Origin of the sequence: Oribacterium sp. KHPX15 (assembly GCF_900107835.1) — a bacterium.
In the GTDB taxonomy this organism is placed as follows: Bacteria; Bacillota; Clostridia; order Lachnospirales; family Lachnospiraceae; genus Oribacterium.
Genome location: NZ_FNRG01000045.1, coordinates 1 through 13,580, shown reverse-complemented (window position 1 = coordinate 13,580; position 13,580 = coordinate 1). Strand labels below are relative to the sequence as shown.

At 42.6% G+C, this 13,580-nt stretch carries 12 protein-coding genes and 2 pseudogenes; 11 read left to right on the top strand and 3 right to left on the bottom strand.

What is annotated here, in order from left to right; all coding sequences use genetic code 11:
- From BLV86_RS16090 to BLV86_RS16060, 7 genes and pseudogenes are all read left to right on the top strand, one after another.
- A pseudogene (locus tag BLV86_RS16090) lies at positions 1–494 on the top strand (hypothetical protein); the annotation flags it as partial.
- Between the two features lie 339 nt (positions 495–833).
- A complete protein-coding gene (locus BLV86_RS16085) occupies positions 834–3,326 on the top strand; it encodes an excinuclease ABC subunit UvrA (RefSeq protein ID WP_330386254.1) in 2,493 nt (830 codons plus the stop codon).
- 63 nt (positions 3,327–3,389) lie between these two features.
- A complete protein-coding gene (locus BLV86_RS16080) occupies positions 3,390–3,809 on the top strand; it encodes a hypothetical protein (protein WP_090819560.1) in 420 nt (139 codons plus the stop codon).
- A gap of 93 nt (positions 3,810–3,902) precedes the next feature.
- Positions 3,903–4,217 carry an ArsR/SmtB family transcription factor gene (locus BLV86_RS16075; protein ID WP_090819557.1) on the top strand — a complete coding sequence of 105 codons (315 nt, stop codon included), beginning with the start codon at positions 3,903–3,905 and terminating at the stop codon, positions 4,215–4,217.
- Positions 4,218–4,318: 101 nt separating this feature from the next.
- Positions 4,319–5,197 (top strand): B12-binding domain-containing radical SAM protein, encoded by an 879-nt coding sequence (locus tag BLV86_RS16070; RefSeq protein ID WP_090819554.1) that lies wholly within the window; start codon positions 4,319–4,321, stop codon positions 5,195–5,197.
- Between the two features lie 31 nt (positions 5,198–5,228).
- On the top strand, positions 5,229–5,906 hold the full coding sequence (locus tag BLV86_RS16065; protein WP_090819551.1) for a DsbA family protein: 678 nt from the start codon (positions 5,229–5,231) through the stop codon (positions 5,904–5,906).
- Between the two features lie 23 nt (positions 5,907–5,929).
- On the top strand, positions 5,930–6,454 hold the full coding sequence (locus tag BLV86_RS16060) for an oxidoreductase (protein ID WP_090819547.1): 525 nt from the start codon (positions 5,930–5,932) through the stop codon (positions 6,452–6,454).
- Between the two features lie 98 nt (positions 6,455–6,552).
- Here BLV86_RS16060 and BLV86_RS16055 read toward each other — a convergent pair whose 3' ends face one another.
- Both BLV86_RS16055 and BLV86_RS16050 read right to left on the bottom strand, forming a co-directional pair.
- Entirely contained in the window at positions 6,553–6,783 is a 231-nt protein-coding gene (locus BLV86_RS16055) for a hypothetical protein (RefSeq protein WP_139297952.1), read from the bottom strand.
- A gap of 132 nt (positions 6,784–6,915) precedes the next feature.
- On the bottom strand, positions 6,916–7,479 hold the full coding sequence (locus BLV86_RS16050; protein ID WP_090819541.1) for a tyrosine-type recombinase/integrase: 564 nt from the start codon (positions 7,477–7,479) through the stop codon (positions 6,916–6,918).
- A 492-nt stretch (positions 7,480–7,971) separates the two neighbouring features.
- Here BLV86_RS16050 and BLV86_RS16040 point away from each other — a divergent pair, with 492 nt between their 5' ends.
- The 3 genes from BLV86_RS16040 to BLV86_RS16030 all read left to right on the top strand — a co-directional run bounded on the left by BLV86_RS16040 (position 7,972) and on the right by BLV86_RS16030 (position 10,958).
- Positions 7,972–8,841, top strand: a complete 870-nt coding sequence (locus BLV86_RS16040) for a DUF5688 family protein (protein WP_031551498.1) — start codon at positions 7,972–7,974, stop codon at positions 8,839–8,841.
- Between the two features lie 97 nt (positions 8,842–8,938).
- Positions 8,939–9,379, top strand: a complete 441-nt coding sequence (locus BLV86_RS16035; RefSeq protein WP_090819535.1) for a JAB domain-containing protein — start codon at positions 8,939–8,941, stop codon at positions 9,377–9,379.
- 247 nt (positions 9,380–9,626) lie between these two features.
- Complete coding sequence (locus BLV86_RS16030; protein WP_090819532.1) at positions 9,627–10,958, top strand: IS200/IS605 family accessory protein TnpB-related protein; 1,332 nt, start codon at positions 9,627–9,629, stop codon at positions 10,956–10,958.
- Between the two features lie 304 nt (positions 10,959–11,262).
- Here BLV86_RS16030 and BLV86_RS16025 read toward each other — a convergent pair whose 3' ends face one another.
- Positions 11,263–12,396 carry a hypothetical protein gene (locus BLV86_RS16025; RefSeq protein WP_090819528.1) on the bottom strand — a complete coding sequence of 378 codons (1,134 nt, stop codon included), beginning with the start codon at positions 12,394–12,396 and terminating at the stop codon, positions 11,263–11,265.
- A 664-nt stretch (positions 12,397–13,060) separates the two neighbouring features.
- Between BLV86_RS16025 and BLV86_RS16015 the strand changes: the two are divergent.
- A pseudogene (locus BLV86_RS16015) lies at positions 13,061–13,580 on the top strand (hypothetical protein); the annotation flags it as partial.

Here is a 13,580-nt window from a genome sequence, read left to right as displayed (position 1 = left end):
CTAATCATTTGAGAAGTCTTGGCGATACATTCATAACAGAGCCTAAAAATGCAAGTAAATTGATGCTGCGGGTAAAGAAAACAACTAAAAACGCCAAGGGCAGATTAAATAGGAAAAAGCGCTTTGGCAAGTCCATAAAGAGCAGATGTCCGGGCGGATTTCAGACTACAGTGAAAAATAAATTCAAGGTTTCAGGTGGTACATATATAGAAGTGCCTAGTAATTATAGAGCAAGCCAGTATGACCACACTGCTGATGATTATATCAAAAAGAAGTTGTCTGATAGGCTTTATAAGCTCCGAGATGGGACATTGGTACAAAGAGACTGGTACTCATCATTTTTACTATATTGTTACGATCACAAAACTAAAGATGTAGACAAAGACAAATGTATTGCGGCTTTTGACAAGTGTTACACAAAAGAAAAAGCCCTGATCGCATGGATCAAGGCTAATAAGATAAAAGTACTAAACAGTGGAATTAAAGTAGCTTAAAACAATTCAATACAGGGCGATTGACTGTACGTCCTTGTCACAAGACAGAAATTTACCGCTAATGTGGTCGTTGGACTGCTTGGTAATGAAAGTCCTGATTCAAATAGATTTACACCTGTAACTCCAAAGTCTGAAAATGATGTACGATTACAGGCTACACTTGGTAATCAGAACCCCATGGGCTTGCCCGTGGGAGCAGTCAGTTAAACAGATTTACACTTGTAACTCCAAAGTCTGAAAATGATGTACGATTGCAAGCTAGGCTTGGTAATCAGTACCCCACAGGCTTGCCCGTGGGAACAGTCAGGAAAAAGAAGTTTAAAGATGGAGCTAAATATAATGAATGAAAATGAACAGCCAAAAAAGATACAGGTAAGAGGTGCAAGAGTTCATAACTTAAAGAATATAGATGTGGATATACCACTTCATGGTATTACGGGAATCGCTGGCGTTTCCGGTTCCGGAAAATCATCTCTTGCTCTTGGAGTTATTTATGCAGAAGGGTCAAGAAGATATCTGGAATCCCTTTCAACATATACAAGAAGGCGCATGACACAGGCTACTCGGGCAGATGTGGATGAAGTGCTATATGTTCCTGCCGCCCTGGCTCTTCATCAAAGACCCGGAGTTCCGGGAATCAGATCGACTTTTGGTACGGGTACAGAGCTGCTCAACAGTATGCGTCTGATGTTTTCAAGGCTTTCATCCCACAGATGCCCAAATGGCCATTATGTAAAACCCGGTTTTAGCGTTGCGACCATGATGGAGATGACCTGTCCTGAGTGTGGGGAGCATTTCTATGGCCCTGGCGCTGAGGAACTTGCCTTTAATTCCCAGGGAGCCTGCAAGTGTTGTGGCGGCACGGGAACAGTCAGAACGGTTGACCGAAGTACCCTGATTCCGGACGAGAACCTTACTATTGATGAGGGAGCCGTTGCTCCATGGAATTCTCTGATGTGGTCGCTTATGACCGATGTATGCAGGGCTATGGGAGTCAGGACTGATGTGCCGTTTAAGGATCTGACTGACAAGGAAAAAGAGATTGTTTATGACGGCCCGATGGAAAAGAAACATATCTTTTACAAGCCAAAGAAGGCTGAGAATAACACTGCCGGGGAAATGGATTTTACCTATTACAGTGCCACAGCTACTGTTTTAAACGCCCTTAGTAAGGTTAAAGATGAGAAGGGGATGAAAAGAGTTGAGAAATTTCTCAAGGAGGATATCTGTCCTGAATGCGGAGGGACAAGACTTTCCGAAGAGGCCAGAGCTCCGCGCCTCATGGGAATCTCGCTTGCAGATGCCTGTAAGATGACGCTTAAGCAGTCCATTGAGTGGGTAAAAAAAGTGCCTTCTTCTCTTCCAAAGGAAATGCAGCCAATGGCTAAAAACATATGTGAGTCCTATCTTGAGGTGGCAGCAAGACTAATGGACCTGGGACTTTCATACCTGACGCTTGACAGGGCATCGTCAACTCTTTCAACAGGGGAAAGGCAGAGAATGCAACTGGCAAGGGCAGTAAGGAACAGGACTACAGGGGTTCTCTATGTCCTTGATGAGCCATCTATAGGCCTTCATCCGGCAAATATTGTTGGACTGAATGGCGTAATGCATGATCTGGTAAAAGATGGTAATTCCGTGCTCTTAGTTGATCATGACACACAGATACTTAAAGAGTCTGACTGGATTATCGAAATGGGCCCTGAAGCGGGAGCTAAGGGTGGAAATGTTATAGCAGAAGGTTCGATAAAAGATATTGAAAATAATGATGTTTCCATCATTGGAAGATATCTGTCAGATAGTGGTTATGCTAAGAAAAAGGTGAAAAACAAAGATATATTCTTAGACGGAATGATCAGCATGGAAACTGAACGCATCCATACTGTCAAGCCACTTTCTGTAAAAGTACCAAGAAAAAGACTGACCGTTATAACAGGAGTTTCCGGCTCCGGTAAGACGACAATGCTTTTGGAAAGCCTAATACCTGCGCTTGAACATCTATGTAATGACAAGATACTTCCTGAGCATGTAAAAAAGATCGAGGCAGACGGGATAAAGCATGTAAAATTGATAGATGCAACTCCTATTGGGATAAATGTGAGATCTACGGTGGCAACATATGCAAATGTGCATGATGAGCTGAGAAAGATATATGCAAGAACTAAGGATGCAAAGGAGTACGGGTATAAGGCCGGCGACTTTTCATACAATACAGGATCCTTAAGGTGTCAGATCTGTGACGGAACCGGGGAGATTTCTCTTGATGTTCAGTTTTTGCCTGACGTTGATATCCCGTGTCCTGAATGCCGCGGCTCCAGATATTCAAAGCCAGCAAAGAGAATCCGTTATAAAAACAAATCTGGTGCAGAAAAATCGCTACCTGAGCTGATGGATATGGATGTGAATACTGCACTGGAGTTTTGCAAGGATATGAAGACAGTAAAGCCAAAGCTTGAAACACTCCATGATCTTGGACTTGGATATCTGACATTAGGCGAAGAAACACCGGGCCTTTCCGGAGGAGAAGCGCAGCGCCTTAAGCTTGCTTCTGAGATGGGAAGAGCGCAGGATGACTCGGTGTTTGTATTTGATGAGCCTACAATCGGCCTTCATCCCAAAGATGTAGAAACCCTTCTGAATGTGTTTGAAACACTGATTGTGCACGGTGCCACGGTTATTGTCATAGAGCATGATCTTGATGTGATAAGAAGTGCTGACTACATAATCGATATGGGACCTGAAGGCGGTGATGATGGAGGAATGATAGTTGCAAGTGGGACTCCCGATGATGTAAAAAACTGTAAGGCTAGTATAACCGGTAAATATATATAGCCTGAAAAATCAAAGACCGATGAGGAGAAGGTTTTCACCAATTTTATTTGAATGGAGGAATAAGTGTCATGGAACCTGACTCAGTATGATGCGAAGGATTCCGGCGGTGAGGCGATCCGCTGGTACCGTGTCAGGAAGACATGGGCGGATGCCAAGAGCAAGAAGGGAGCCTATAAGATTCTGGACAATGCGAAGAAGTGCGCGGATCAGAATCCTGGATACAAGGTGTTCGATGTGGATGGTAAGGTGATATATGAGCCGAAGGCAGCGGAACCTGCGGTGAAGGTGCCGTTCCTGGTGAAGGTCAGTATTTCTGATTTGAATATACGGACGGGTCCTGGAGTTAATCACAGCCGTGCCCAGTTCTGTCTTCCGGGCGTTTATACCATAGTAGCGGTATCAGAAGGAGCGGGTGCATCCATGTGGGGAAAGCTGAAAAGCGGGATAGGCTGGCTGAGCATTGACTTCTGCAAGAGAGTGTAAGAGGGTGGTTGATAGAGTAAATATATTTCTCTATCAACCGTTTTTTTGCATATAAGCATTGACATATCGCGAATATTAGATATGATGTTAAACATGGATAAGATTGAAATTTTTAAAGCACTATCAAATGAAACACGACTCAGCATAATTGAGTGGTTGAAGGAACCGGAGAAAAACTTTCCACCGCAGGGAGGACATTTTGATGATGTGGTGGATCTGAAAGGCGGTGTGTGTGTTGGAAGCATCCGCGACAAAGCCGGGATATCACAGTCAACCGTATCTCATTACCTAGATATGCTGCAAAAAGTGGGATTGCTTCATTCCGAAAGGCACGGAAAGTGGACATATTACAGACGGAATGAAGAGACCCTCTCTGCGCTGGCAGACTACTTCGGTCACGAAATTTAAGTTGTGCATAGATTAGACGGGATGAAGATCCTGTTTAATTTAACCCATTACATATCGACAAAGCGAGATATAAGGATATATAGAAATGAGGAGGAATTCGTATGCATTTTTCATGTGGAATCGTCAGACCGCCTTATGAGGCTGGTTCCTGTTTTTTACAAGTAACGTCGGGTTGTTCGCATAATAAGTGCCGCTTTTGCACTTTTTACAAGGAAGCACCTTTCTCCGTATCTCCGGAGAGTGAGATACGGGAGGATCTTCAGGAGATCCGGGATTCCGGATGGAAGGTAAAGCGGATTTTTCTGCAAGGCGCAGATCCGTTCCTGCTGAGCTATGACAGGCTTAAAAGAATCATGGACTTGATTAAAGAATACCTGCCCTGGGGTGTTTCTGTCGGCGGATATGGTCGGGTTGACAGCGTAAAGAACAAGTCTGTGGAGCAGCTTAAGTTACTGAAAGAAATGGGATATGACATGATCGTATTCGGAATAGAGTCAGGTGATGATGCGGTTCTTGACAAGATGAACAAAGGATATCATGGAAGTGATATCGTGGAGCAGCTCTCCAAGATGGATGAGGCGGGAATGCATTATTCCGTCATCTTCTTATACGGGCTGGGAGGTCATGATTATGGTATGGGGCATGCAATAAAAACGGCGGAAGTGTTAAACCACCTGTCGCCTGTCAGGGTGCTGGCTTCCGGACTCTCCATCTTCCCTGATACGCCGCTTATGGAAGAAGTGAGAAGTGGTGAGTTTGTAGAAGCTACAGAGACAGAAAAGATACAGGAACTATATACCTTTGTGAAGACGCTTGACATCCACACACTGCTGGATGCAACGAATGTCTCCAACATGATGCCGGTATACGGATACCTTCCGGAAGAGAAAGATAAGATACTGGCGATGCTCAAACAGGGTGCAGACGAACAGGGAGAAGAGCGATTGCGGATGCGAAGAGACAGCATGAGAAGCCTGTGACCAGGACAAAAATTAGAAAGGCGGTATTTAGATGAAGGTGTATTATATTTTTGACAGCTATTGTGGATGGTGCTATGGGTTTGAGACAATTCTTAAACCGTTTATTGAAGCACATCCGGAATTGGAAGTAACGGCGTTATCAGGTGGATTATTTATGGACGGACATTCGCTTTCGGCATTTCCGTATATGAGTGATACGAATAAAAGAATTGCGGATATGTTTGGAGTGGAATTCGGCAAGCCATATCTGAACCTGTTAGAGACGGGAAGTATGGTTCCTGACTCGAATGGTGCCGCAATAGGATTTGGAGTTCTCAGGAGCTTCTTACCTAAAGGAGAACATGTTAATCTTGCGTCAAAGATGCATGAAGCATTCTATTTGGATGGCAAATCACTTTCTGACGTGGAGACGATCAAATCAATTGCCAAATCCTATGACCTTCCTGTAGACAAGATTGCAGAGGAGTTCATCCGTATTTCTGAAGAGGGCAAGTACCATCCGGACTTTTATGAGGCAAGAAAAATAGGAGTCACATCCTTCCCGACGCTGTTTCTTGAAATAAATGGGAAGAATTATGACTTAAAAGGAAGTGCAATTACCCTCAATGATTTAGAGGAAAATCTGAATATCATTAAGGAAAAGGGCGGGATCCTCAATGATGGATACAATACGCCCGTTGCCTGTAATATCGACGGTACAGGTTGTTAATAAGCTATTTGAAGGAGGGCATTATGAAACTGACGAGAATCTTTGAACCGATCACGATCAACAAGACAGAGTTTAAAAACCGTATGGTAGTCTCTGCGATGGTTACGAATTACTGTAATGAAGACGGAACACCGACAGAAAAATTCATGGCTTATCATGAACACAAGGCAAAGGGCGGATATGGGATCATCATTACAGAGGATTTTGCCGTAACAAGGACTGCGGGGGCATCGAAAACACTGGCTGGCCTTTGGGAAGACAGACAGGTAGAACCTTGGAGAGTGTTTACGGATAGAATTCACAAGGCAGGTGCAAAGACCATTGCGCAGATCTATCATGCCGGAAGAGAAACGTCCAGTCAGATCACCGGTGAACAGCCAATCGCGCCATCAGCAATCAAAGACCCGACTATGCCTGAAACACCGCGTGAAATGAGCGTTAACGAGATTCGTGATCTGGAGAAGGCTTTTGTGGATGCCGCATTGCGGGCAAAGGCTGCCGGTTTTGATGGGGTTGAGGTTCACGGTGCTCATGGATACCTGATCTGAAGTTACCCACACAAGTTTGGAGACTCAAAAAAGGATGCGGATCAAACACCGCATCCTTTATTAGTTATACTTCTGAGATTATAAAGATATATTTATATTCACTGGAATTCCTGACCCTTACGACTTTCATAATCGTAAACATAAGGGCGGTAGTACTGCATGATAGTCTTTCTGGACAATCCGCATATATCAGGCGCAAACGGTGAATTTGTGGACTGGCTGAAAAGACTGTTGCGGAATGACTGATGAAGGAATTCAGGAGTCAGATGTTCATCTCCATCTAAAACTGCATTGGAGTATTTCTTGATCATGTATTCTACAGCACGCACAGTTATTCTTTGTGCCCGGAGACTGAGGAACAATGCTTCTTCATGTCCATGGACCGGCTAGATTTCAAGTCTGGTTGCAAGATAGCAGCTGATAGTGACAGCAGTAAGATCAGATATATAAATGAGCCTTTTTTAATTTCTGCGGCCATTTATGGATATATAATGCTCATCAAGGTTAACATCCTCTATGTTCATGTTTACCAGTTCAGAAACCTTAATCCCGGTACTTGCAATCAATGTGAAAATAGCAGCATCACGAAGGCAAGTTTTTTCCTGAAAAGCAGCCCGTCGGCCTTCAAGTGTTCCATTGGATATGAAATCAATAATGTTCCGGTTTGTGTTTACTGTTGTAGTAATAGGAACCGGTCTATTTATATCTACTCTTGGCGGAGTCACTTTTGATGCAGGATTCCGGTCTATCATATCCTTCTTGTAGTAATAATCAAGAAAAGAGGAGAGCGCAAAGAATCTGCGCTTTATGGCCGCATCAGACCTGACCTTTATTTGACCCTTATCAGTGTATTCTCTACTGTAATCGAGATAATCTTCAATGATCGAAGAAGTAAGCTCATTAAGGTCTAAAAGAGTCATCCTGGCTACGTCAAATGAATCTGGCTCACGGTATTTTAAATACTCAAAGAAAGATGTCAGATCCAAAGCATATCCATACAGTGACTGAGGTGATTTAGTTTCCATATTTGCTTTGAAATATCTTGAAGCAAATGAAGGAAGGTTATCACTAACAATTTTTTTATTTTGTTTTTTATTCCCAATTCGTTTTTTGATCTATCCATATATCTATTATATGGGTAGACCTACATCACGGCAATTGAAGAGGTTAACGAGACCTTTTAAGGTAAAAAAATGGTCAAAAGTCTCGTTAACTTCTTCATTTTAGCGTTGAGCATAACAAATATCCTGGAGAAGATTGTGAATGACGTTTCTTTAATGAATAATAGTATTTTAAATTACCGTATATTTGTTATAAGTCTAAAAAATTATTATGAAAGCTGCGAAAAAAATCATTTCGCAGCTTTTTTTGTGCTCAAATTGAAGGTTATCAGAAAAATCCCTTTCCATAATTAGTTTGTAACAAAGATAGTAAGTCATCATTGAGAAAAGACTTATGAAGAAAAAGCTCGAAAATGAGCATACGAAAGGTGTAAAGACACCGGAAAGGAGCCTAAAATGGCTAATTTTACTATTGAAACAGTTGTTGACTCACTTAAGAAGGAATTTCCCCACTGTGAGGTTAGCATTAATTCATCAGAGGCTATTAACAAGCCAGGACAGATTATTACAGTGAAACCCAAGGACAAAAACATTGGGGCTACATTGTACTGGAACCGAATAAAGCCGCAGATTGAAAAAGAAGGAAATATACAGGCAGTCATTGATATGGTAAGAAAAGGTATCGAGAATGTTCCGGCTAGTTATAACGCTGAATGGATACAGGATTACGAGTATGTAAGAAATAAGCTTGTAATCTGCATATGTTCTTCAGAGACGAACAATCTTGAGAATACCCCATACCATAAAGTAGCCGGTGATCTTGTGGAGTATTACAGAATCATGGTAGATGACTTCACTGACTCAGGCGAAGCTACAATAACAGTTAAGGATAATCTTTTGAAGATGTGGGGCAAAAATGCCGAACAGATTCGCGAAGATGCTCTTAAAAGCTCTCAGGATATAAGGCCCTTCGTGCTTCATTCGATAATGGATGAGTTCAAGGAAATCCTGGGATATACTCCGGAGGTTGATGAGTGTCCGCTGTGGGTTGCTACAAACGTTAAGAAGATTTACGGAGCTGCGGTAATCGCATATCCTAAGTTTTTCGATGATGTAAGGGAAAAGATTGGCAGTAATTGTTACCTTCTTCCGAGTAGTACCCATGAGGTTCTCCTTGCACCTGCGACAAAAATGGTACAGGACGTAGGTTTTATGGCCGAAATGGTACGGGAAATCAACAAAACAGAGGTCGCACCAGAAGACAGACTCAGCAACAACGTGTTCTTCGTTGACATTAACGAAAAAACTATAAAACTTGCTAGTTAATCCTTACGCGTAACCACAAGTCAAAATCTCATCTGCATTTGGCAGGTGAGATTTTTTTTAAAAGGAAAAGCTTAATAAGCATACGAAAGGAAATAATATGTACGAAATTAAGGAAGCAAGAATACAACTCCGAGAAGGGCTGCCTTTGTACAGCTCTAAAGCAATCAAGGGATCCAAGGATGTAGCAAAGCTATTAATGAGTGAAATGGCAAAACTAGACAGGGAAAATATATGGGCGCTTAATCTCGACAATAAGCTGAAAGTCATAAACTATACAGTGGTTGCGATAGGGTCTATTGATTCGGCACCTTGTAGGAATGCTGATGTATTTAAAGCAGCAATACTGTCGAATGCCAAAGGAATCATATTAGCGCATAATCACCCGTCAGGAGATCCTGAACCGTCGAAATATGATTTCGAAGTAACTGAATCTTTGATAGCATCCGGTAAACTACTAGGCATACAGGTTTTGGACCATCTTGTGATAGGAAATAAGAAATACTATAGCTTTAATGAGGAACATCCGGAGATGTTCTGAAACCATAAGTCTTTAAAACAGTCAGGCTGTTTTTTTGATGATTAGCCGCCGCACACTCGTGATTTTAGTCGTGAGTAAGGCGGCTTTTTTAATTATTCAGCCAGAAAACCCATGTCTTTAGGTCGTGGGATGAATGGCATCACCTTTAGAAATGTAAAATATTAAAGTGCCACTATAAATATGACACATAATGTGCTATCATATACATACAGGAATAATCCGTGTCTTTAGAAAGGAGGCTCACAGTATGAAGATCTATTCCACTTACAGCGTAAAGATCAAACATTACAACAGTATATTCAAAAATACTATAAGTGTGTATAGACATGCTGTGGACTATCTCATAACAGTCTGCCTCAATGAGTGGAAAATCCTATCCCTAATAGATGGTAGCCTTTTACGTCAACAGTTCGTAGAGCGTTTATGCCATTCGACAAAAGATAATCCATCTCCAAGATATCCGGACTTTGATATGAAGTTCTATAAGATGCCCAGCTATATGCGCCGGAGTGCCATTAACGAAGCTATCGGTAAAGTATCATCTTATATGGGTAACCTTTCTAACTGGATGAAAAATCCTGTTGGTAGCAGACCGTCATACCCTAAAGCAGGTTTTATTTATCCGGCAATGTACCGTACTGTGATGTATGACCAGACGGGAAAGTATACTGCCAAGATAAAGGTATATATCCGTAATACATGGGACTGGATAAACATTGAGCTTAAAAAGTCCGATATGGATTATATTTGCAGACGTTGCAATGAACGTAAACAGTGTGCCCCTACACTCCAAAAGCGAGGCAAGGAATGGTTCCTGGATTTTCCGTTTGAGGAAAAGGTAAAACTATCAAATACTTCGGTACATGATCAGACCTTTGTTGCCGTAGACCTTGGCATTAATACAGCCGCTACGGTTTCTGTTATGCGTCCGGATGGCACTATTCTAGGGAGACATTTCTGTAGTCTCAAAAGAGAAACAGACCATCTGAGACACAGCATAAACCGTATCAAGAAGGCACAGCAACACGGCAATCGCAAAATGCCACGGCTTTGGGCTAAAGCCAAAGGTATAAACCGTGACATAGCCACTAAAACTGCAAACTTTATTATAGAGACCGCCGTACTCTACAATGCAGATGCAGTAGTGTTCGAGCATCTGGATAGGAAAGGCAAGGCACGTGGTTCAAAAAAGCAGAGACTCAAGTTATGGCGTAGTCAGGAAGTACAGTCCATCGTCACAAATAAAGCCCACAGGCTTGGAATGCATATAAGCATTGTCAATGCATGGGGAACATCAAAACTGGCATATGACGGCAGTGGATATGTGCTCCGTGGCAGGGATGGCGGCTTTAACACATATGAACTCTGTAAGTTCCAGAACGGCAAAACGTACAACTGCGATTTATCTGCATCCTACAATATAGGAGCAAGATATTTTATACGCGAGATATTAAAATCCTTGGATGTGAATTCAAGGTTACTTATTGAGGCAAAAGTTCCTCAATGCAGTAAGAGAAGCACCAGCACGTTATCTACATTAATTAACCTCAATGCGGAGCTTATGTCCTTAGCGGCATAAGTATCTGAGTTATGGCTTAATGGTAGAAACGCAGTCCACCCTCCTAAAGAGGGGTTATGTAAAAAAATAAGAGAACAATGGCATCGCCATCTTTCTCTTATTTGCTTACATATTTGGAAGCACGCGACTTTAGTCGTGTGAGGCTTCACTTTATCTACAATATATTGCTTTGAGAAACAAATCTACAAACTAGATATTGTACACGAATTTGGCTGAATGTTGTATTTGACACTCACATCATAGTATTACTAAGGCTAAAAGAAAATTGTCGTGATATAAAAATTATCCATGAGCAAATCAGCTATTATCTTGTATTCAGCGCACAAACAGCATCGATGTCAGCGCCGGGATAGCTGCCGGAAGACTTCTCATCGCCGTCAATCAGGCCGACGTAATAGAAGGTCATGCCTTCCGGAACTTCTCCGGCGAGATCCAGACCCGCCGTACGCCCTTCAGCCATGCCAATAAAATACCAGTTCTCGAGATCACTACTGACGTAAACTTTCGTCTGTTCGACGTCCGGCCCGACTTCAAAAATATATACATCATTGCCAGGGCCATCAAAGAAGGGAACTCCTAGACGGACGATAAGACGGCCGCGATCGCCGAGGCAGAGGTCGCCCGTGGAGTTTGATGCATTGCTGGAATCGGGCAGACCAAGAACAAGATTCGGATCCTGGTTGTCCGAATCGCTGGTCCAGGGATCGCCGTGTTCAAAACCCATTACCCTGTCCGCAAAAGCGCCTAAAGGTACAGTGAAGATTTTTCCGTTCCGGTCTTCAAAAGTGTACGTCTTGTTATTGTCGTTGTTGCCAGTGCTATTTCCTGTGGTGTCACTGGAAGAGGATGTCACGGGTCTTACATTCAGACCGCAGACAGCGTCAATGTCTGCTCCAGGCCAGTCTCCTCCGTCGAATGCGCCGTAGTCAGTAACCCGCACATACTGGAAACCCATGTTTTCAGGAACCTTGCCCGCAAAATCCAGCCCGTCGGTTCTTCCCTTTGCGATGCCGATCTCGTACCAGGTCTGGAGGTCGCTGCTGACTTCGACCTTAGTATCCTCAATATTGCCTCCAACCTCAAAAATATAGATGTCATTGCCATAGCCATCGTAAGCTTCCATACCGAGACGGAGAACCAAGGAACCCCCATAGCCGAGGCAGAGGTCGCCCGTGCTGTTACTTCCGTCGCTGGAGTCGGGTAGGCCCAGGGTGATCTGCGGATCTATATTATCCGGATCGGTGGTCCAGGGATAGCCGGGCGCAAAATTGATGACTTCTGCAGCGAAGGCTTCCACTGGCACCGTAATGATGTTGCCGTTCCGGTCTTCAAAAGTGTACATTCCGTTTGAGACCTGGCCGGTTTCCGCAAAGGCTGAAACCGCCGGTGCAAGCATCATCATGGGTATCAGGAGGAGAGGAAACAGATATTTTTTCATGATGGCACACTTCCTTTCTTATTCTGCCAACTACACTCTATATAAATGATACAGTATTGGCATATCGCAATGCAAATATCAGAAGATAATGTGACTGCCCAAGCTGCACTCCACGGTTGTGCTGACAGAGCAGGCCCAGGGTTCGAATCCCCCTGAAGTTGAACGATGGTCGAAAAATTGACCCTCGTATTTGTAGTACATCCTGTACCAGATAAAATCCGAAATACAATATATTGATTCTGCCGGTTACAAGATTATATTCCTTGAAAACATTATAACATTATATGGCAGTTCTTTCCTACGGTTTTTTCCTGATAATCGTCTTCTCCAACCAGCAAATATATGCCATCATACTGCTTTTCGGTCAACCTCAGTACCCTTACGGCTCCGCTTTTGGGTGCATATTCCTCAAGCCTGCGGTAATGTTTTTCGCTTGTCCTTCTCGTAGGTGTTATAAGTAATCAGCCAGAAAACCCATGACCTTTTGGTCGTGGGATGAATGGCTTCACCTTTAGAAGTGTATTTTTTGATGTGCCACTATAAATATGACACCTTTTATGCTATCATATACATACGAGAATGATCCGTGTCTCACAAAAGAAAAAACTGTATGTATCAAACCATTAAGCAACAGTAATCAAATACATCAAGGAACAGAAAAACCATGACTTATGAAGAATACAATAAGCTTCTGAAACAATATCATAAACTTTCTGACAGACATATTTTAGTCGCAGAGACCGATATGTCTTATTCTGATGTACAAAAGGTTGTTGCTCTTTCTGATAAGGTCCGTAAAGCAGGTAACGAACTTGTTGGCCTTATGAGAAAGAATCATGACCAGCTTATGCGCACAAAGAAATACCGTAAACTTCTCAATCTATACGGAAATACCGAGAATAAGGAACATCGTAAATCTCTAGCTAAACAACTTAATGATATGCAGAAAGCCTATAATGTAACCTGGGATTTTTGCAGGACTTCCATGATACCTATCGGCAAGAAATACGGCATAGATGCAGTATTTGCTCTCACAAAAGCCGAGGATGTATGGCATGGTATAGAAAAATGTCTTTATGGAAACGGAGAGATGCTTCATTTTTCAAAATACGGGGAACTGCCCTGCATCAGAGCTAAGCAGATAAACCGTGGAATACCAATCTCCATAAAAGATAATAAAGTGC

Coding starts and splice junctions, on each gene's coding strand:
- BLV86_RS16085 (WP_330386254.1), top strand. CDS start 834: ATGAATGAAAATGAACAGCCAAAAAAGATACAGGTAAGAGGTGCAAGA.
- BLV86_RS16075 (WP_090819557.1), top strand. CDS start 3,903: ATGGATAAGATTGAAATTTTTAAAGCACTATCAAATGAAACACGACTC.
- BLV86_RS16070 (WP_090819554.1), top strand. CDS start 4,319: ATGCATTTTTCATGTGGAATCGTCAGACCGCCTTATGAGGCTGGTTCC.
- BLV86_RS16065 (WP_090819551.1), top strand. CDS start 5,229: ATGAAGGTGTATTATATTTTTGACAGCTATTGTGGATGGTGCTATGGG.
- BLV86_RS16060 (WP_090819547.1), top strand. CDS start 5,930: ATGAAACTGACGAGAATCTTTGAACCGATCACGATCAACAAGACAGAG.
- BLV86_RS16050 (WP_090819541.1), bottom strand. CDS start 7,479: ATGGAAACTAAATCACCTCAGTCACTGTATGGATATGCTTTGGATCTG.
- BLV86_RS16040 (WP_031551498.1), top strand. CDS start 7,972: ATGGCTAATTTTACTATTGAAACAGTTGTTGACTCACTTAAGAAGGAA.
- BLV86_RS16035 (WP_090819535.1), top strand. CDS start 8,939: ATGTACGAAATTAAGGAAGCAAGAATACAACTCCGAGAAGGGCTGCCT.
- BLV86_RS16030 (WP_090819532.1), top strand. CDS start 9,627: ATGAAGATCTATTCCACTTACAGCGTAAAGATCAAACATTACAACAGT.
- BLV86_RS16025 (WP_090819528.1), bottom strand. CDS start 12,396: ATGAAAAAATATCTGTTTCCTCTCCTCCTGATACCCATGATGATGCTT.